The organism is Profundibacter sp. (assembly GCF_056498605.1).
The window spans coordinates 1-20,561 of the sequence record NZ_JBSMEZ010000028.1; the positions used below are offsets into that span (position 1 = coordinate 1).

The following is a 20,561-nucleotide window of genomic DNA, read 5'->3' on the forward strand; positions in this document are numbered from 1 at the left end:
CTTCCAAAAGATAAAGGAATTCAAAAGGATAGCATTACGTGCATGTAAAACTGACGATAGTTTTAAGGCCATGATTTCAATCGTCGCAACCGTCATTCATTTGCGGTAAACGTCAACAGGCCCTAAGATTATTGGCGATTAATCTTGTGAGTTACCGGAAATCGCCACCCCAGCGGCCCAACCCGATGACCACGCCCATTGAAAGTTATACCCGCCCAGCCAACCGGTCACATCCACCACTTCGCCGATAAAAAATAGGCGCGGCACGTCACACGCCTGCATGGTTTTGGACGACAGCGCATCTGTGTTGACCCCGCCCAAAGTGACCTCGGCGGTGCGATAACCCTCGGTGCCAGCGGGGTGCAGTTTCCACGCGGTGATCGCCTGCACCACGTCGATCAACGCGGCATCTGAATGGTCCGCTAGATTGCCGCCCCAGTCATGTAGCTCGGCCAGATAATTAACCAGCCGCTTGGGCAACAACTCTGCCAGTTTAGTTGTAATGTCGCGCCGCCCTGATATCTGGCGCATCGCCCGAAGGCGGTCCAGCAAATTGCCCGCAGGCCACAGGTTCAAGGTGATCGGCATGCCTTCGACCCAGTAGGATGAAATCTGCAAAATCGCAGGGCCGGACAACCCGCGGTGGGTGAATAACACCGCCTCGTCAAACGATGCCCCGCCGCAGGATACACGCGCATCCACAGCCACACCGGCCAGCGGTTTGAATGTGTCGCTAAAGGTCAGCGGCACCAGCGCAGCGCGGGTTTGGGTGACTGGTAGGCCGAACTGCCGCGCGATCTGATACCCCAAACCGCTGGCCCCCATTTTGGGGATCGACTTGCCACCGCAGGCCACCACGAAATTGCGGGCGGCCAGAACCTCGCCTGTATCCAGCGTCACCTCAAACCCCGCATCAACCTTGGAAACTTTGCTGATCGACGTGCGCAGCCGCACCTCTGCCCCGTCCATTTCAGCTCGCAGCATGGTGATGATCTCTTTCGCTGATCCGTCACAAAACAACTGCCCCAGTGTTTTCTCGTGATAATCAATGCCGTAGTGCGCTACCATTTCAATGAAATCCCATTGGGTATACCGGCTCAGCGCCGATTTCATGAAATGCGGGTTTTGCGAGATGAAATTTTCCGGCCCCGTGCCCGTATTGGTGAAATTACAGCGCCCACCGCCCGATATGCGGATTTTCTCGCCCACCGCACGCGCCTGATCGACCAGCAACACCCGCCCACCGGCGTGCGCAGCACACATCATACCAGCGGCCCCTGCGCCCAGAATGATAGTGTCATATGTGGTGATTGCTGTGTTCATTCCCCTTGATGAACACGATCGGCAAAAAGACGCAAGCCTTTGCGAACAAGGGACTAGCGCCGCGCGCGTCCTTGCGTTACAATGACACCCAGATCCGGCAAACGGACGAATGAGCAGAGGCAGTAAGGCGGTATCCCATGACGGTAATGGCACATGGTGCAATTCCGGTTCGCAATAGCGACCCTATTCTTCCCCGATGGTGGCAGACGATCGACAAATGGTCTTTGACCTCGATCCTATTGCTGTTCAGTATTGGTATTTTGTTAGGCTTGGCGGCCTCGCCGCCACTGGCTGCAAAGAACGGATTTTCCGCTTTTCATTACGTGCAACGCCAAGCGGTGTTTGGCGGCATGGCACTGATCGTGATGTTCGTCACCTCGATGATGGCCCCGTCACTGGTGCGCCGTCTGGGGGTGCTCGGGTTTCTGGGTGCCTTTGTTGCGCTGGTCTTGCTGCCGGTCTTGGGCACGGATTTTGGCAAAGGGGCGGTGCGCTGGTACTCGCTGGGCTTTGCTTCGTTGCAGCCCGCCGAATTCCTGAAACCGGGTTTTGTTATTCTGGCCGCATGGTTGATGTCGGGCAGTAACGAGATCAACGGGCTGCCGGGCAAGCTGTATTCTATTATCATTGCGATCACCGTCGTTGGTTTTCTGGTGATGCAACCCGACTTCGGCCAAGCGGCTTTGGTTCTGTTTGGTTGGGGCGTGATGTATTTCGTCGCTGGTGCACCGCTGTTTTTGTTGCTGGGTATGGCGGGGCTGGTGGTGTTTGGCGGCACCTTTGCCTATAATAACTCCGAACACTTTGCGCGGCGCATTGACGGTTTTCTATCGCCCGAGATCGATCCAAACACCCAAATGGGATACGCGACCAACGCGATTCAAGAGGGCGGATTTTTCGGCGTCGGGGTCGGTGAGGGTCAAGTGAAGTGGTCGCTGCCCGATGCCCATACTGATTTCATTGTTGCAGTTGCTGCCGAAGAATACGGGCTGATCCTGGTTCTGGTGATCATCATGCTTTATGTAGTGATAACAGTACGGTCCCTGCTGCGCCTGATGCACGAGCGTGATCCGTTTGTCCGGTTGGCGGGCACGGGGCTGGCCTCTATGTTCGGCGTTCAGGCAATGATCAATATGGGCGTGGCTGTGCGCCTGCTGCCAGCCAAAGGCATGACGCTGCCGTTTGTCAGCTATGGTGGATCGTCGCTGATTGCGGTCGGTATTGCGGTTGGTATGTTGCTGGCCTTTACCCGCACGCGCCCACAGGGCGAAGTGAACGACCACTTTGCGCGACGGGGACATTAGGCAATGGCCAAAGCGCCTCTGTTAATTATCGCGGCTGGCGGCACGGGCGGACATATGTTCCCAGCCCAAGCACTGGCCGAGGCCATGTTGCGCAAGGGTTGGCGGGTCAAACTGTCAACCGATGCCCGTGGTGCGCGCTATACTGGCGGCTTTCCGCATGTGGTTCAGGTTGAACAAATTGCATCTGCCACGTTCGCGCGTGGCGGGATATTGGCCAAACTGTTGGTGCCGTTTCGGGTGTTGGGTGGTATCATAGGTGCCACATTCCGTATGCTGCGTGACAAACCGGCGATGGTTGTTGGCTTTGGCGGTTACCCGTCGATCCCTGCCGTTACAGCCGCATGGATCCTTCGCCGCCCGCGCATGTTGCACGAACAAAACGGTGTGTTGGGTCGGGTGAACCGGCTGTTTGCCAAGCGGGTTAACGCGATTGCCTGTGGGACTTGGCCCACCGACCTGCCTGCGGGCGTTGAGGGCACGTTCACCGGAAACCCTGTGCGCAGTGCTATTTTGGAACGGGCCGGATCAGGCTATATCGCGCCGGGTGATTACCCGATGTCACTGCTGGTGATGGGTGGCAGCCAAGGTGCGCGCATCCTGTCCGATGTGGTGCCCCAAGCGATTTTGAACCTGCCTGAGGCCTTGCGTCGGTATCTGCGCGTCGCCCATCAGGCCCGCGAAGAGGACCAAAAACGCGTTGAGACCTTTTACGCCAGCCACGGCATTGCAGCCGAGGTAAAGCCGTTTTTCAACAACGTTCCCAGCCGGATGAGCGAGGCGCAATTGGTGATTTCCCGCGCCGGTGCCTCATCCGTTGCCGACATCGCTGTGATTGGCCGCCCGTCGATCCTGATCCCTTATGCCGCTGCAACGGGTGATCACCAAACCGCCAATGCGCGTGGTTTGGTCGAGGCGCAGGCTGCTATCTTGATCCCCGAATCCCAACTGGACGCTGACACGTTAACCGCGCAAATCCTTGCCGTATTTGACAACCCAACCGCCGCCAACCAGATGGCGCAGGCCGCATTATCATGTGGTCGCCCCGACGCGACCGAACGGTTGGTCGAAATGGTTGAAACCCTCGCTGATACAGGACCAAAAACATGAACGCAGCCGCAACCAAACTCCCGCTTGATGTCGGGGCCATCCATTTCGTCGGTATCGGCGGCATCGGCATGTCGGGCATCGCTGAAGTGCTGCTGAACCACGGTTATCAGGTGCAGGGATCAGACCTTAAGCGCAGTAAAATAACGGATCGTCTGGAGAGTCTGGGTGCGACTATATTCGAGGGCCAAAACGCCGATAATCTGGAAAACGCCCAAGTGATGGTGATTTCGTCTGCCATCAAACCCGGCAACGCAGAACTGGATGCGGCACGGGTGCGTGGTATGCCGGTTGTTCGCCGCGCCGAAATGCTGGCCGAGCTGATGCGGCTGAAATCCAATGTGGCCGTTGCCGGAACCCACGGCAAAACCACCACCACCACGATGGTTGCCACCCTGCTGGACGCTGGCGGGCTAGATCCGACCGTGATCAACGGCGGCATCATCCACGCCTATGGATCGAACGCGCGAATGGGCGGTGGTGAGTGGATGGTGGTCGAAGCCGACGAATCTGACGGCACCTTTAACCGGCTGCCTGCCACGATTGCGATTGTCACCAACATTGACCCTGAACATATGGAGCACTGGGGCACGTTTGATGCCCTGCGCGAGGGGTTCCATGATTTCGTTTCCAACATTCCATTCTATGGTCTGGCCGTTTGCTGCACCGATCACGCCGAGGTACAGGCACTGGTTGGCCGCATCACCGACCGGCGCGTGGTGACCTATGGTTTTAATGCTCAGGCCGACGTGCGGGCGGTCAATCTGACCTATAAAAAGGGCATCGCGCATTTTGATATTGAACTGCACGCCGAGGATAAGGTGATCAAGGATTGCACCCTACCGATGCCCGGGGACCACAATGTTTCCAACGCTTTGGCCGCCGTCGCTGTCGCGCGACATCTGGGGATGAAACTGGATGAAATACGCGAGGCTTTGGAGAACTTCAAAGGTGTGAACCGGCGCTTTACCCGCGTTGGCGTGGTGGATGGGGTCACTATTATAGATGACTACGCCCACCACCCCGTTGAAATTGCCGCCGCGCTAAAGGCCGCGCGCCAATCCACCGAAGGCCGCGTGATAGCCATGCACCAACCCCACCGTTTCTCGCGCTTGCACGACCTGTTCGATGAATTCTGCGCCTGTTTCAATGATGCTGATATTGTCGGCATTTCCAACGTGTTTGCGGCGGGCGAAGACCCGATTGAAGGCGCAAACCGTGATGATCTGGTCGCGGGCCTGATCCGTCACGGCCACCGCTATGCGACGGCCATTGATAATGAGGACGCCATGCTGGCGCTGATCAAAGCCGAGGCCAAACCTGGTGATATGGTGATCTGCCTCGGGGCAGGGACCATTTCGGCATGGGCCAACGCGTTACCGGACCGCATGAAAGGATAACCGCATGGCCGACACCCTGAAACGCCAACTCGGGCTAGGTTTGCTGACCGCCTATGGCGTCGGGATCATGGTTGGGGCTGGCATCTATGTTCTGGTCGGTGTGGCTGCGGGCGAGGCCGGAGTCTGGGCACCATTGTCGTTTCTTTTAGCCGCCATTGTGGCGGTACCAACCGCGCTCTCCTTCTCGGAACTTTCGGCCCGAATACCTGAGGCGGCGGGCGATTCATCCTATGTTGAAATCGGCCTGCACCAGCACTGGCTGGCGCTGGTCGTCGGGGCCATCAACGTGATTGCGGGCACCGTGGCGTCGGCGGCTGTGTTGCGCGGTGGGGTCGGCTATCTGACCTCGATTGTGCCGGTTTCCTTCGAGGCCGCGGTGATCGGCTTGGGTCTCGCCCTGACCCTGATTGCGCTGATCGGGGTGTTGGAGAGCCTGACCTTCGCCGCCATCCTGACCGTGGTCGAGGTGATCGGCCTCTTGATCATCATCTGGGTTGGTTTCGGGTCGGTGCCGGTGGCCGATTGGCAATCGCCGCCGCCCCCACAATGGTCCGGCATTGCCGCAGCGTCGGTCTTCGCGTTCTTCGCCTTTATCGGTTTTGACGATCTGGTCAACATGGCCGAAGAGGCCCATGAACCGACGCGCAACATGCCGCGCGCTATCCTGATCTCGCTGGCGATTACCACCTTGTTATACATGCTGGTTTCAATGGCCGCCGTGCGCACGGTGCCGCAGGAATTTCTGACCATAAGCGAACAGCCTCTGGCGCTGGTTTGGGAAACCGCGACTGGAAAATCGGCGGCGTTTCTGGCCGTGATCGCTGTGGCGGCGGCACTGAACGGGGTGTTGGCGCAAATCGTTATGGCCAGCCGCGTTTTATTTGGCCTAGGGCGGCGCTCCCCCAGCCTCGCCATCTTTCACCACGCCCATCCGCGGTTTGGCACACCGGTTTTGGGCACCGTGCTTATCGGTGCGGTTGTCATCGCCTCGGCGCTCACGCTTCCGGTTGCATCACTGGCAGAAATAACAACTATGGCGCTTCTTGTGGTTTTTGCTATTGTGAACGCAGCACTGATTGGATTAAAGCGGCGCTCACCCACTTCACCATTCAGTGTTCCGGTATTTGTTCCTTGGTTCGGGCTGTTTGCCTGCCTCGCCGCATTCGCGGCCGCAATCGGAGGGAAACTATGACCCTATCGCTCATTCTGGCCTGTTTATGGGTTGTTGCCGCAGCCCTTGTTGCGATGTTGCCAATGCGCCGCCAGTTTACGCCTGGTATCGCATTGCTGATGTGCGCCCCGTTTCTAATGGCTTTCCTCGGCTACCAGCACAATTTCTGGATCGTTCTGGCCGCCGCCATTGCCATTATATCCATGTTCCGTCGCCCGCTATTTTATATGCTGCGCCGCCTGACAACCCGTAACAGAGGTGCCACATGACGCTCTCGCTTATCCTCGCTTTTCTTTGGGTTATCCTCGCCAACATTTCTGCAATGATCCCCAGCAAAGATAACTACTGGACCCGCGCCTATTTCCTGATCGGTGTCGGGGTGCCGTTGCTGGGTTATGTCACCTATGAAAACGGACCTGTCTGGGGGATGATCTTTCTTGCTGCAGGGGCATCAATGCTGCGCTGGCCGGTGGTTTATTTGGGCCGTTGGCTGAAAAGACGGGTCTTTCGGACAAGCCCTTAGTGCGTTTCGGGTTGCAGTCCGTTCTGTTGGGCCGATATCTAGCGTTAACGGTTGTAACAGCGAGATAGCAAATGGGCGGCGTATCATTCGGAGAGATCATAGTTTTCGGAATGCCAATGCTGATTGGCGCCTCCATGTTCTTCTTCTTGGGGAAAAGTATCTCGGGCTTTGTGCTTATCGGTCTGACGTTGATATTCCCGTTTGCCTTGTTCTTTTTGGCTGTCGGTGCACTCCCCGCAAAGGATAGCCCAGATGTTGCTTTGCAGCTTATCGTTATTAGCAGTGCCGCGTTTGGTGCGATCACTGGCGCGTTGGTCGGGTTTGCAGTAAAGAAATACAAGACGAACAAACGGCAAGAATAGTATGGTTGATTTCCCCCCTGTGCGTGGCACCCTGACCGAAAACCGTCCGCTGAATGACCTGACGTGGCTGCGTGTCGGCGGGCCAGCGGATGCGCTGTTTCAACCTGCCGATGTCGACGATCTGGCGACATTCCTGCGTGCCCTTGATCCTGCCACGCAAATCTTCCCGATGGGGGTGGGATCTAACCTGATCGTGCGCGATGGCGGCATTCGTTCCGTGGTGGTCCGCATGGGGCGCGGGTTCAATCACATCGAAATTGACGGCACCCGTGTTACCGCTGGCGTGGCGGCGCTGGATGCGCATGTGGCCCGCAAGGCGGCTGCGCAGGGGCTGGACCTGACGTTCCTGCGCACCATTCCCGGGGCGATTGGTGGGGCTGTGCGGATGAATGCGGGCTGTTACGGCTCTTATGTGGCGGATGTGTTCGTGTCGGCCAAGGCGATCACGCGGGCAGGCGATATCGTCGCTCTGAGTGCTGATGATTTGAACTTTGAATATCGTCAGACCGATCTACCCGAGGGCTGGGTGATCATAGAGGCCACGTTTGACGCGCCCAAAGGCGACGCGGATGAATTGAACGCGCTGATGGATGCCCAAATCGCCAAACGTGACGCGACCCAACCCACCAAGGATCGTAGCGCGGGATCGACATTCCGAAATCCGGCGGGGTTTTCATCGACAGGGCAGGCGGATGACAGCCATGACCTAAAGGCGTGGAAGGTGATTGATGACGCGGGTTTGCGCGGGTTTTCCGTTGGCGGGGCACAAATGAGCGAGAAACACCCGAACTTTATGATCAACACCGGTGGCGCAACTGCCGCAGACCTAGAGAAACTGGGTGAAGAGGTCAGAAAAAGGGTTTTCAAATCAAGTGGTTTGACGTTAGAGTGGGAAATTATGCGGATCGGTGAACTGGTTATCAGAAAATAAGATAAAATGGGCCGCAAATGGTCCAATAATAAGGGGTCGCAAAAGACCCTGTAGGCAAAACACGAGGCGGGTATGTCGAGCAGGACAACCCCGAAAGTGGCGGTATTAATGGGTGGGCCTTCGCGCGAGCGCGAGGTGTCGTTATCATCCGGACGCGAATGCGTCGCTGCCCTGCGGGAAACAGGCTGTGAAGTGGTTGAGGTGGACGCGGGTCCAGACCTCTGCGCGCGTCTGTCTGAAATCAAGCCCGATGTTGCCTTTAACGCATTGCATGGCCGCTATGGCGAAGATGGCTGCGTGCAGGGGGTGCTGGAATGGATGGGCATTCCCTATACCCATTCGGGCATCCTGTCGTCGGCTTTGGCGATGGACAAAGAACGCGCCAAACTGGCCTATCAATCGGTTGGCCTGCCTGTGGTCGATAGCGTCATCGCCAGCTCGGCGGATGTGCAGGCGGCGCATGTTATGCCCCCGCCCTATGTGGTTAAACCGAACAATGAAGGCTCCTCTGTTGGCATCTATCTGGTGCATGAAGGCGCAAACGGGCCACCGAAGTTATCCCCCGATATGCCCGACACCGTGATGGTCGAGGCCTTCGTGCCGGGGCGTGAACTGACCACGACTGTGATGGGCGCGCGCGCCCTTGGGGTCACCGACATTCTGACCGATGGATGGTATGATTACGACGCGAAATACGTCGAGGGTGGCTCGCGTCATGTTGTGCCAGCGGACCTGCCGGATGAAATCACCGACGCCTGTCTGGATTATGCCCTTCGCGCCCATAAGGTATTAGGCTGCCGCGGTGTTAGCCGCACTGATTTTCGCTGGGATGAAACCCGCGGGTTGGACGGTTTAATCCTGCTGGAAACCAACACCCAGCCCGGTATGACCCCGACGTCGCTGGCACCTGAACAGGCCGCGCATGTGGGTATTTCTTTTGCGGAACTGACCCGCTGGATGGTGGAGGACGCCTCATGCAACAGGTAGACCAACCGATCACCGCGCCCCCGCGCCGCGATCCGGCCCCCAGCCGCGTTTCCTATAAAATGCAACGCCTGATGCTTACCCCGAGTTTTCGCCGTTTCCTGCGGGTTGGCCTACCGGTTCTGGCCCTGATGGCGACGGTCGGGATTATCCTGTCTGATGCAGATCGGCGCGAGGCGCTTGAATTGAAGGTTGCCGAGGTTCGCCGTTCAATCGAGGAGCGGCCGGAGTTCATGGTCAAGCTGATGGCGATAGATGGCGCAAGCGTTGCGGTGGCACAGGAAATCCGCCTAAGCCAGCCGCTGCAATTCCCTATGACCGCCTTTGATCTGGATCTGGAAGCGATGCGTGCCAGTATCGCCGAAATGGATGTTGTGGCCAATGTCGATGTGCAGGTGCGCAGCGGTGTTTTGCAAATCAACGTGGTTGAGCGCACGCCGGCATTGGTCTGGCGCAGCTTTGAAGGGGTGATCCTGCTGGATGCTGACGGGCAACGTGTGGCCCCGATTGGCAGCCGGATGGAGCGTCCTGACCTGCCGTTGATTGCGGGGGAGAGTGCGGATGAACACGTTGCCCAAGCCCTTGAAATTCTTGCTGCAACCGGCCCGTTGGCTGGGCGTGTGCGCGGGATTGAACGCATGGGTGAGCGGCGCTGGGATCTGGTTCTGGACCGTCGTCAGCGTATCCTTTTGCCCGAACAAAATCCGATTGCAGCACTTGAACGCGTGATCGCCCTGAGCAAGGCGCAAGAAATGCTCGCCCGCGATTTAACAGTGATTGACATGAGAAACGAACAGCGACCCACGATCCGAATAGCCGAAAGCGCCATAGAAGAGCTGCGGCGGATCAGGGCCTTGAAATGAGGGAGTATTGATGATGAGTGAATTATACGCAACCCAGCGCGCCATGCGCAACATGCGCAAAGCGGCGATGCAACGCGGGGTGATTGCCATTCTGGATGTAGGCACTTCGAAAATTGCCTGCCTTGTGCTGCGGTTTGACGGACCTGACCAGTTTAGTGGCGGCGACGAGATTGGCTCGATGGCCGGACAGTCCGGTTTTCGGGTGATTGGTGCTGCCACTACGCGCTCGCGCGGGGTCAGATTTGGCGAAGTCGAGGCAATGCAGGAAACCGAACGCGCGGTGCGCACGGTTATTCAGGCGGCCCAGAAAATGGCCAACCTGCGGGTGGACCATGTGATCGCCTGTTTTTCGGGCGCGCGGCCACGGTCGTATGGTTTGGCGGGCGCGGTTGATCTACATGATAGCGTGGTCACAGAAAACGATGTTTCCAGTGTTCTGGCCGCGTGTGATGTGCCCGATTACGGCGACGAGCGCGAAGTGCTACACGCCCAACCGGTGAATTTTGCGCTGGATCACCGGTCGGGTCTGGGTGATCCGCGCGGCCAGATCGGCAATCAGTTGGCCGCCGATATGCATCTGCTGACAGTGGACGCCCATGTGGTTGGCAATTTGCTGCACTGTATCAAACGTTGCGATCTAGAGGTCGCGGGGCTGGCGTCATCCGCTTATGTGTCCGGTGTTTCGGCGCTGGTCGAGGACGAACAGGAATTGGGTGCGGCCTGCATTGATATGGGCGGCGGCGCGACAGGTCTGTCGATCTTCATGAAAAAGCACATGATTTATAGTGATAGCGTGCGCCTTGGCGGTGACAACATCACCTCGGATATTTCGCAAGGGTTGCAAGTGCCGATGGCCACAGCCGAGCGGATCAAAACGTTTTATGGTGGCGTTGTTGCCACCGGCATGGATGACCGCGAGATGATCGAGGTCGGTGGTGATACCGGTGATTGGGAACATGACCGGCGCACGGTTTCGCGGGCCGAGCTGATCGGCATTATGCGCCCTCGCGTCGAGGAAATTCTGGAAGAGGTTCGCGACCGTCTGGATGCGGCCGGGTTCGAGCATCTGCCAAGCCAGCAAATCGTGCTGACGGGTGGTGGTAGCCAAATTCCGGGGCTTGACGGATTGGCGACAAAAATTCTGGGCCAACAGGTTCGTCTGGGTCGTCCGATGCGGGTTCAAGGCCTGCCACAGGCGGCAACAGGTCCGGCATTTGCCGCATCCGTCGGTTTGTGTATGAACGCGGCACATCCTCAAGATGAGTGGTGGGATTTTGATATTCCATCCGAAAAATACCCGGCACGGTCGCTAAAACGCGCCGTAAAATGGTTCAAGGACAACTGGTAAACCGCAACATATGGTGAACATGGCAAAATACTGCCGATAAATGGCTGTTTCACCCTATATTTTGTGGCTAAATTGCGTTTTTTAGGTGACGAGTGCTGTATCTGTGGATAAGATCAGCCAAGAGTAGGCAATCAAAAGCTCCTTTAAGGGCTTGGAACAACAAACAGGCGGATAGTTAAATGGCATTGAATTTTGTGGAGAACCAGCAACAAGACCTGAAACCGCGTATTACGGTTTTTGGGGTCGGCGGGGCTGGTGGTAACGCTGTCAACAACATGATCGAAAAAGAGCTCGACGGGGTCGAGTTTGTTGTGGCCAACACCGATGCACAAGCGCTGCAACAAAGCAACGCGCCCGCAAAAATCCAGATGGGTGTCAAAGTCACCGAAGGTCTGGGTGCTGGTGCGCGTCCCACAGTGGGGGCCGCCGCAGCCGAGGAAAGCATTGAAGGCATCGTTGATCATCTGGCAGGCGCCCATATGTGTTTCATCACCGCAGGCATGGGCGGGGGCACCGGAACCGGCGCTGCACCGATCATTGCTCAGGCTGCCCGCGAGTTGGGTGTTCTGACCGTTGGTGTTGTCACCAAGCCGTTTCAGTTTGAAGGTGGCAAGCGGATGAAACAAGCCGAGGACGGCGTCGAAGCGCTGCAAAAGGTTGTTGACACGCTGATCATCATCCCGAACCAGAACCTGTTCCGTTTGGCCAATGAAAAAACCACTTTTACCGAAGCATTCTCGCTGGCTGATGATGTGCTTTACCAAGGTGTTAAAGGCGTGACCGACCTGATGGTGCGTCCCGGCCTGATCAATCTAGATTTTGCCGATGTTCGCGCCGTAATGGACGAAATGGGCAAAGCTATGATGGGCACAGGCGAGGGCGAAGGCGAAGATCGTGCAGTTCAAGCCGCCGAAAAAGCCATCGCTAATCCGCTACTGGACGAAATCAGCCTGAAGGGCGCTAACGGTGTTTTGATCAACATCACGGGTGGTTATGACCTGACATTGTTCGAGCTGGACGAGGCGGCAAACCGGATCCGCGAAGAAGTGGACCCCGAGGCAAACATCATCGTTGGCTCCACTCTGGATACGGCGATGGACGGTGTGATGCGTGTGTCTGTGGTTGCCACCGGCATTGATGCAGTCGAAGTGGATACAGACATGCCAGTGCCGCGCCGCACTTTGGCCGAACCGCTGACCGCATCCGTAGCAGCCGAAACCGTAGCTGTCGAAATCGAGGATGATCTGGAGATGCCTAAAGAGGTGGCAGCAGCGCGCGAACCATCCGAGCCTTCGTTCTTTGACAATGTGCAAACCACCGCACAAGAGCAGGGCGAAGACATTTTGGACACAGGCGCCGATGATCTGCCGCCGCCAGCGTATCGCCCTGAAATGACAGAGTTTCAGGCGCAACCTGAAAGCATTGAAGCAGTAGAGGTCGAGGTGTCGCAATTTGTCGCCCCGCGCCCACCAGCAGCCGGCACCCCTACGCCCGAGGCAATGGCCCGCTTGCACGCTGCAATCGGCAGTTCCCCGACAGAAACAGCAGCCGAACCAGAGGCCAGTGCCGCCGCTGAGAAGCCGCGCTTCGGGATCAATTCGCTGATTAACCGGATGACAGGTCATGGTGATGAGCCAGCCGCACCACGGGTGCAAAACCCGCCGGTTCAAAGCCATGCGACGGATGATGAAGTTGACCCGGAACAGGAACAGATCGAAATTCCGGCGTTCCTGCGGCGTCAAGCGAACTGATCACATCTCACTTTATTACGGGAAGGGCCTGCAAGTTTGCGGGCCCTTTTCTTTTGATAACAATGGGTTAAAAACCTGCTTTTCCGTTTCCGGCAGGTCCCCGCGCAACCGTTACAAAGATGTTTCAGTCCGTTACAAAGAGTGTGTTGTGATACGGGCCAGTAGCAATTACCTCAAATGAGTCGGAACAGCTGTAATGTCCGGCGATTCCTTACGGGGTAGAATTTGCAAACGACGATAAAAAATTCAGTTGGTTTTTCAGGCATCGGCCTGCACACGGGTAAAACCGTGCGCATGACCGTGCATCCGGCGTCTGCCCAATACGGCATCTGGTTTCGCCGCACCGATCTGACGGGTGACGCGCTGATCCCCGCCCGCTGGGACGCGGTCAGCGATTCCCGTTTGTGTACTAAAATCTCCAACGCATCCGGTGCGTCGGTTTCGACAATTGAACATATCATGGCGGCCCTTTCAGGATGTGGTGTGCAAAACGCCCTGATCGAAATTGATGGCCCCGAAGTTCCGGTTTTGGACGGCAGCTCAGCCCAGTTTGTTAAGGCGATTGTCGCCGCGGGTCTGCAACGGCTGGATGCACCGGTGCGCGCTATTGAGGTTTTGATGCCGATCGAGGTGTCCATCGGTCAGGCCACTGCGCGTCTGGAACCTGCCGAAAACCTGCACATTGATTTCCACATCGATTTTGCCGACCAGTCCGAAGTGATTGGCCGTCAGAATAAAACACTGAACATGGCCAACGGCGCATTCGTGCGCGAATTGTCCGATAGCCGCACATTCTGTTTGGAAAAAGACGTTGAAACGATGCGGGACGCCGGACTTGCCTTAGGTGGCACAATGGAAAACGCTGTTGTTGTTGACAGCGACAGCGTGTTGTCCCCAGGTGGTTTGCGCCACGATGACGAGGCCGTGCGCCATAAAATGCTGGATGCTTTAGGCGATCTGGCGCTGGCGGGTGCCCCTTTGCTGGCGCGTTATACTGGTCACCGCGCCGGTCACGCGCTGACCAACAAATTGTTGCGCGAACTGTTTGCAACACCGGGCGCATATCGCATGGTTACCTGTAATGAATCAATGGCGTCGCGCCTGCCTGGTGTTGATGTTCACCGCAAGGATTTGCCAATCATCGCATAAACGGGGCGAACCTGTGAAAAAAGCGTCGTTAAGACGTTTTGCACAGGATTTTTCTGTGCTAGATAGGGGCGAAGCACGATGGATTGTGGTATCAATCCGCACAGGCATATGACGGGGTAGTCGGGCAATGGCACGCGGCAAAGCACGCTTAGTAATGATTGGTATGGTGGCTGCATTGGCCATCACAGCTGGCTGTTCCGGTCAAAGTGGGCGCAACAAAGAAAAACCAATCGAATCTTTTAGCGCCGAAGAAATATTCAAACAGGCCGAATTTGAACTGGAAACCAGCCGTAAAGCGACCGAGGCAACAAGGCTGTTTGGCGAGGTCGAGCGCCTGTATCCTTATTCGGAATGGGCCAAACGGGCGTTGATTATGCAGGCCTTTTCCTATCACAAGGATAAGGACTATGAAAACAGCCGCACTACTGCGCAACGTTTCATCGACTTTTACCCAGCTGACGAAGATGCGGCCTATGCACAATACCTGTTGGCGATATCCTATTACGACCAGATTGATGATGTGGGCCGTGATCAAGGGCTGACCTTTCAAGCGCTTCAGGCGTTGCGTACAGTGATCGAACGCTACCCCGAAAGCGAATATGCACGGTCGTCCATTTTGAAATTTGATCTGGCGTTTGATCATCTGGCTGCCAAGGAAATGGAAATTGGCCGTTACTACCTGAAGCGCGGCAATTTCTCGGCGTCGATCAACCGATTCCGCGTGGTGGTCGAGCAATTCCAGACCACATCACACACCGCCGAGGCGCTGCATCGTCTGGTCGAGGCGTATTTGTCGTTGGGGCTGGATAGCGAGGCGCAGACGGCTGGCGCGATCCTTGGGCATAACTTCAAATCGACCGAATGGTATCAGGACAGTTTTCAATTGCTGACTAGTCGTGGCCTAGAGCCAAAATCGCGAGGCAATAATTGGTTGGCCAAAGTTTACCGTCAAATGATCAAGGGCGAATGGCTCTGATCGGGCGTAACTTGGGGGACGCATGCTCAGAAGCCTCGATATTCGGGACATTCTTATTATTGACCGGCTGGAGCTTGCGTTTCAGCCTAGTTTGAACGTGCTGACAGGAGAAACAGGGGCAGGGAAATCTATTTTACTGGATTCACTGTGGTTTGTGCTGGGCTGGCGCGGGCGGGCCGAACTGGTGCGCAGTGGTGCCGCGCAGGGCGAGGTGATAGCATCGTTCGATCTGGCGGATGACCACGCGGCGCATGCGGTGCTGCATAAGGCGGGGATACCGTTTGAGGGCGAGTTGATCTTGCGCCGGATCAACACCACCGAGGGGCGTAAAACCGCATGGGTCAATGACCGACGGGTGTCAGGCGAGGTGCTGCGGGCGCTGTCGGAAACGTTGGTTGAACTGCACGGCCAGTTTGATGATCGCGGGCTGCTGAATCCGCGTGGGCACATGGCGTTATTGGATGAATTTGCCAACCTTTCCAAAGATATAACTTCGTTGCGTCGTCAATGGCGCAATGTGGCCGAGGCCCGCAAATCCCTGACCCAAGCCGAGGAGGATCTGGCGGCGGTCAAAGCCGAGGAAGAGTTCCTGCGCCATGCGGTGGCCGAATTGGACGCGCTGGACCCACAGCCACAAGAAGAGGCCGCATTGGACGCCTCACGCCGTCTGATGCAGGGGGCCGAACGCATCCGCGAGGACATCGACAAGGCCAGTAAGGCGCTTGGATACGAGGGGGCCGAGGGGCTGATCAATGACGCGACCCGTTGGCTGGACGGGGTGGGGGATCATGCGGACGGACGGCTGATAGCACCGGTTGAGGCATTGGCGCGCGCGCAGGATGCGTTGGGCGAAGCGCAGCAGGGGGTTGATGCGGCACTGGCCGCCCTTTCGTTTAATCCGTCTGATTTGGAACACGCCGAGGAACGCCTGTTTGCGATCCGCGCATTGGCCCGAAAACATGAAGTGCAGCCCGATGATCTGGGCGATTTTGCCAACGGGTTACGGGCCAAAATAACCGCGCTGGATCAGGGCGAGGGCGATGTCGCCGACCTGCGCACGGCATTGGCCAAACAAGAAGCGATATACGCTGACAAGGCCGAAAAACTGACCGCCAAGCGCCAAAAAGCGGCGCGTGCGCTGGACAAGGCGATGGCGGGCGAACTGGCCCCGTTGAAAATGGAACGCGCGGTTTTCACTACCGAAATCACCGCAACCGATGCCGGTCCGAGCGGCCAAGACGCGGTGGTTTTCACTGTTGCCACCAACCCCGGTGCGCCTTCGGGGCCGCTGAATAAAATTGCATCCGGCGGCGAGTTGTCGCGGTTTTTGCTGGCGCTCAAGGTCTGTTTGACCCGCGATACCACCGGCGTGACGATGATATTTGATGAAATCGACCGCGGGGTTGGCGGGGCCACGGCCGATGCAGTTGGCCGCCGTCTGGCGGATTTGGCCAGTGACGCGCAGGTATTGGTCGTCACCCATTCACCACAAGTCGCGGCCAAAGGGGCGCATCATTGGCGGGTGGAAAAACGGGTGGTTAAAGGCCAGACAATATCGGGTGTGGTGCATTTGGACAGCGGCGAGCGTATTGATGAAATCGCGCGGATGTTGTCGGGGGATACGGTGACGGATGTGGCGCGAGAAGCTGCCAAGTCATTGTTAAATCAAGAGTAAGTAAAAAAATTCAAGGCGACCCCGTGATGTTTAACACTGAATATAATGTGTCATTGCCACCCAACAGCCGCCCAGAATCCCGGTAATCCGGAAAATATGAATTGTCGAACTTTCATCCCGGAAGGGGAATGCGAAATCCTTAAAAAGTGTTACGGGTTTGCAGCGAGTAACCTGTTTACCGTTCTTCAATAGAACAATATTGCACCGGAACGGGCTGAGTCGTCATACCCCATATGGGGTAAGCAGCTAATTTTTATAAATATTTCTCGATCAGGAGGATGATTTCGGACCATTTCTTGAAAAATACCAACTGGCCGCAATCCTCGAAATCGGTAAAATGGATCCACGTATGTTTCGCTTGAAATTCACGTAGGGTTTCTTTGGGCACCTGCGGGTCTTGCAATCCACTCAAGCAATAGAACGGCACGGTGTCGCGGGCGGCGTCAATTAAATATGTCCAGTCATTGCGTTCCTGCACCAACACTTCGGCGGCGAATGCGTTATGGGCGCTGTGGGTTTCAGACAGGCATACTTCAGATCCACAAACCATGGCCTCATAGACTTCGGGGTTTTCAAATGTGGCAACGTCGGCGGGCGAGGTGCCAAACACCGCGTGAACGAATTTGCGCTTACCCAACTTGCGCGCCAGTGAAAATCCGGCCTTGACCATGAACGGCATAAGGTGCGGGGTGTAGCGGGCGCTGGCCAGAATGAAGCGGTGCCATTTTGCCATACGTTCGTATTGGGCCGAATTTTCCAGCGGAAAAGAACCGCCACAGGCGATGATCGCGGTTATGCGGTCGGGGTATTTATGGTGAAAATGCAGGGCGTGAAAGGGATCGGCGCCCAAGGTAACAACCGGAAACTTTTCGACCTTTAGATGTGTCAGCAATTCATTCAGATCATCAGCCACAATTTCGCTTGGCGGCACCTTTTTGGGCAGCGGGGTAGAGTTGCCAAATCCGGGGCGGATCGGCACAATTATCTTCATCCCGCGTCGCGCGGCTTCGGCCTCGGCTGATGCAGGCCAGCGCACAAGACCATAGTCCTGCGGCATGAAAACAAGGGGTTTTCCGTCCTGATTCCCCAATATTAGATATTCCATTTTGCGCCCGTCCCGCAGGGTAATCGCATGGAAAGGGCGCGAAACAAGGTCTTTTGTGCCAATGCTCTGGGCCTGAATTTCTGAGGCTATATCCTCGGTATAACTGGTGATATCCATCATCGAGAGGGCAAGACGCACCAGTTCGGTTTGCGAACGGGTTTCGGTTTTACCCAGCACCGATTTTAGCTGTGCCCTGACTGTATCTATTGAGCGTTCCCGCGCTTCAGCGATCTCGCGCAAGCTGTGGCATTCGGTCAGGGCGCGCACGATGTCAACTTCGGCATTGGTCAGCGAAAAAGCCGCGTTCAGCACCCCGTCAAACCCGTCGGGCCAGCTGACTTCGGATGATATGGCAACCACCAGCGGCGGCGCACCATCGGGTTGCAGTGTTTGCAGTTGAAAGATAATCAACCGCTGTGAATCCAGTAAACGGACCCGCAAAATGGCAGGCGCATCGCGGTTGCTCATCAGCATGGCGGCAGTCTGGTTTTCCAGCGCCCGCAGATCATCGGCCTCTATTGGTAAATCCGACAGCTTGTTGTCGGTTTGCACGCTGAAAACGGATTGGGCAGCTTTGTTCACATCTATCAGGCGTAAATCCCGCCCGATCAGGAATGCAGCGGCTTTGTCCACATGTGACAAGTGGTTTACCTGCTCCGAACTATCCTCCAGTTTCTCGAGGAACTTGTCAGCGCGGCTAAAGTGGCTTGCGTATTCGGCGTCCAGATCGAGATTGACCAATGTGCCGTTGGCCCCTTCACGCAAAGGGCGGATCATGCTTTCCCAATGGTCCAGCAAGTCCTCGTATCGCGACGGATCCATTGCGACCTCATAGAGGCGGTCAATCACCTCGTCGCGCACCTCGGGTGACGTTTCCGAGTTTAACTTGTCTTGGTCTACTGACATGCTTTTTACGCTATCTGTTGCTTCCCCAAACACCTACCGTTGCTACAAAACCATGCCGGAAACAGCCCTGAATGGCACACCTCTTAAAAATAGGGGAAAGTTATTTCTGTAAAATATTTAGTGTTTCCTGATGCGATGGTAACCGATTTCTGGATCAGGTCCAGTGATCAAGCCAGAAACACAGTGTTTTTTACCAGACGGGCAGCCTTTTTACCAAACATCAGTTTATTTCAACAACCTTAGCGGGATTAAGCGTGTTTTTGGGGTCTAGCGCCCGCTTGATTTTGCCCATTACGGCCCAGCCATCGCCATGCTCATCACGCATATAGTCCAGTTTCCCCATGCCGATTCCGTGCTCGCCTGTGGCGGTTCCACCCATCGCAAGGGCCCGTTCAACCATGCGGTTTGATAGCGCCTTGGCGGTTTCCATTTCGGCTGCGTTGTCCGGTTCCACCAGCAAAATAGCGTGGTAATTGCCATCGCCAACATGCCCCAGTATCGGGCCGGGGATGCCGCTGGCGGCAATATCGGCGCGGCTGGCCTCGACCGCTTCGGCAAGGCGCGAAATTGGCACGCAAACATCGGTCACCAGCGCTACGGCACCTTTGCGCAAGGCCAGACAGGCGTAATACGCCTTGTGGCGCATGTCCCACAGGGCTGTGCGTTCTTCGGCTTTTGAGGACCACTTGAACCCCGTGCCGCCCATTTCCTCGATGATTTCACCAAACCGCGTTGCCTGCTCGGCCACCCCCGCGTCTGATCCGTGGAATTCCACCATCAGATGCGGAACTTCCGGCATGTCGGCACCGGAATAGGCGTTGCAGGCGCGGGTGGTGTCCTCGTCGATAAATTCAATCCGTGCCATCGGGATACCCATCTGGATGGTGGCGATCACCGCATTTACCGCGTCGCCAATATCGTCGAACGAACAAACCGCCGAGGATACCGCCTCGGGCTGGCCTTGCAGGCGTAACGTCAGCTCGGTGATCACCCCCAGCGTGCCCTCGGCCCCGACAAACAGCGCCGTCAGATCATAGCCGGCGGATGATTTGCGGGCGCGGCTGCCGGTGCGAATAATCCGTCCGTCCGCCAGCACCACCTCGAGCGCCAATACATTGTCACGCATGGTGCCATACCGCACCGCCGTGGTGCCGCTGGCCCGTGTGCTGGCCATGCCGCCCAGCGACGCATTGGCCCCTGGGTCCACCGGAAAGAACAGCCCCGTTGCACGCAATTCAGTGTTCAACGCCTCGCGCGTCAGGCCTGGTTGCACCACCACGTCCATATCCTCGGGGTTGATCGCCAGCACTGCCGCCATCCGGCCCATGTCAATGGTCACGCCACCGCGAACCGCCAATGTGTGCCCCTCAAGCGCGGTTCCGGCGCCATACGGGATCACCGGACAGTCGTGATCGGCACAGGTTTTCACGATCCGCGCGACCTCGGCAGTATCAACCGGATAGGCCACCGCATCGGGCGGGGCGGGGGCGAAATGCGTTTCGGATGCACCGTGCGCTTCCAGATCAGGCTTGGATAGGCTTAGACGATCGCCTAGGAAGGATGTGAGTGCTGCAATTGCGGATGGGATGGTCATACTGGGCCTTCATAGTTGCTGGGTGCAGATTAGGCGATGCGGGCGGGCTGTGAAAGGCCGGATTGGTAAAGCGGGACATAACGGATGAATGC

Annotated in this window: 18 protein-coding genes; 15 read left to right on the plus strand and 3 right to left on the minus strand. The window is 56.7% G+C overall.

The window, feature by feature from the left end; genetic code table 11:
• Window positions 1-138 precede the first annotated feature (138 nt).
• Window positions 139-1,323: a BaiN/RdsA family NAD(P)/FAD-dependent oxidoreductase gene (locus ACWB12_RS03210; protein ID WP_479528620.1), complete on the minus strand. Its 1,185-nt coding sequence runs from the start codon at window positions 1,321-1,323 to the stop codon at window positions 139-141.
• 137 nt (window positions 1,324-1,460) lie between these two features.
• Here ACWB12_RS03210 and ftsW point away from each other — a divergent pair, with 137 nt between their 5' ends.
• From ftsW to recN, 15 genes are all read left to right on the plus strand, one after another.
• A complete protein-coding gene (gene ftsW / locus ACWB12_RS03215; protein WP_479528621.1) occupies window positions 1,461-2,627 on the plus strand; it encodes a putative lipid II flippase FtsW in 1,167 nt (388 codons plus the stop codon).
• Between the two features lie 3 nt (window positions 2,628-2,630).
• On the plus strand, window positions 2,631-3,734 hold the full coding sequence (murG, locus tag ACWB12_RS03220) for an undecaprenyldiphospho-muramoylpentapeptide beta-N-acetylglucosaminyltransferase (protein WP_479528622.1): 1,104 nt from the start codon (window positions 2,631-2,633) through the stop codon (window positions 3,732-3,734).
• Window positions 3,731-5,131 (plus strand): UDP-N-acetylmuramate--L-alanine ligase, encoded by a 1,401-nt coding sequence (gene murC, locus ACWB12_RS03225; RefSeq protein ID WP_479528623.1) that lies wholly within the window; start codon window positions 3,731-3,733, stop codon window positions 5,129-5,131. The genes murG and murC overlap by 4 nt, the downstream gene beginning before the upstream one ends.
• Window positions 5,132-5,135: 4 nt before the next feature.
• Entirely contained in the window at window positions 5,136-6,323 is a 1,188-nt protein-coding gene (locus ACWB12_RS03230; RefSeq protein ID WP_479528624.1) for an APC family permease, read from the plus strand.
• Entirely contained in the window at window positions 6,320-6,571 is a 252-nt protein-coding gene (locus ACWB12_RS03235) for a DUF2484 family protein (protein WP_479528625.1), read from the plus strand. Before ACWB12_RS03230 ends, ACWB12_RS03235 begins: the two co-directional genes overlap by 4 nt.
• Window positions 6,568-6,825: a DUF2484 family protein gene (locus tag ACWB12_RS03240; RefSeq protein WP_479528626.1), complete on the plus strand. Its 258-nt coding sequence runs from the start codon at window positions 6,568-6,570 to the stop codon at window positions 6,823-6,825. Before ACWB12_RS03235 ends, ACWB12_RS03240 begins: the two co-directional genes overlap by 4 nt.
• Window positions 6,826-6,896: 71 nt before the next feature.
• On the plus strand, window positions 6,897-7,187 hold the full coding sequence (locus tag ACWB12_RS03245; protein WP_479528627.1) for a hypothetical protein: 291 nt from the start codon (window positions 6,897-6,899) through the stop codon (window positions 7,185-7,187).
• 1 nt (window position 7,188) lies between these two features.
• Window positions 7,189-8,118, plus strand: coding sequence for a UDP-N-acetylmuramate dehydrogenase (gene murB, locus ACWB12_RS03250; RefSeq protein WP_479528628.1), 930 nt, complete (start codon window positions 7,189-7,191; stop codon window positions 8,116-8,118).
• Window positions 8,119-8,190: 72 nt separating this feature from the next.
• A complete protein-coding gene (locus ACWB12_RS03255) occupies window positions 8,191-9,105 on the plus strand; it encodes a D-alanine--D-alanine ligase (RefSeq protein ID WP_479528629.1) in 915 nt (304 codons plus the stop codon).
• Window positions 9,093-9,965 carry a cell division protein FtsQ/DivIB gene (locus tag ACWB12_RS03260; RefSeq protein WP_479528630.1) on the plus strand — a complete coding sequence of 291 codons (873 nt, stop codon included), beginning with the start codon at window positions 9,093-9,095 and terminating at the stop codon, window positions 9,963-9,965. The genes ACWB12_RS03255 and ACWB12_RS03260 overlap by 13 nt, the downstream gene beginning before the upstream one ends.
• A 13-nt stretch (window positions 9,966-9,978) precedes the next feature.
• Window positions 9,979-11,313, plus strand: a complete 1,335-nt coding sequence (gene ftsA / locus ACWB12_RS03265) for a cell division protein FtsA (protein ID WP_479528631.1) — start codon at window positions 9,979-9,981, stop codon at window positions 11,311-11,313.
• Between the two features lie 179 nt (window positions 11,314-11,492).
• Window positions 11,493-13,064 carry a cell division protein FtsZ gene (ftsZ, locus tag ACWB12_RS03270; protein ID WP_479528632.1) on the plus strand — a complete coding sequence of 524 codons (1,572 nt, stop codon included), beginning with the start codon at window positions 11,493-11,495 and terminating at the stop codon, window positions 13,062-13,064.
• Between the two features lie 225 nt (window positions 13,065-13,289).
• A complete protein-coding gene (gene lpxC / locus ACWB12_RS03275; protein ID WP_479528633.1) occupies window positions 13,290-14,213 on the plus strand; it encodes a UDP-3-O-acyl-N-acetylglucosamine deacetylase in 924 nt (307 codons plus the stop codon).
• Window positions 14,214-14,340: 127 nt separating this feature from the next.
• The gene (locus ACWB12_RS03280) at window positions 14,341-15,189 is read left to right on the plus strand and encodes an outer membrane protein assembly factor BamD (protein WP_479528634.1); all 849 of its coding nucleotides are present in this window, start codon (window positions 14,341-14,343) and stop codon (window positions 15,187-15,189) included.
• A 22-nt stretch (window positions 15,190-15,211) separates the two neighbouring features.
• Window positions 15,212-16,864, plus strand: coding sequence for a DNA repair protein RecN (gene recN, locus ACWB12_RS03285; protein WP_479528635.1), 1,653 nt, complete (start codon window positions 15,212-15,214; stop codon window positions 16,862-16,864).
• Between the two features lie 253 nt (window positions 16,865-17,117).
• Here recN and ACWB12_RS03290 read toward each other — a convergent pair whose 3' ends face one another.
• Window positions 17,118-18,875, minus strand: a complete 1,758-nt coding sequence (locus ACWB12_RS03290) for a helix-turn-helix transcriptional regulator (protein WP_479528636.1) — start codon at window positions 18,873-18,875, stop codon at window positions 17,118-17,120.
• 220 nt (window positions 18,876-19,095) lie between these two features.
• Window positions 19,096-20,469 (minus strand): FAD-binding oxidoreductase, encoded by a 1,374-nt coding sequence (locus tag ACWB12_RS03295; protein WP_479528637.1) that lies wholly within the window; start codon window positions 20,467-20,469, stop codon window positions 19,096-19,098.
• Window positions 20,470-20,561 lie beyond the last annotated feature (92 nt).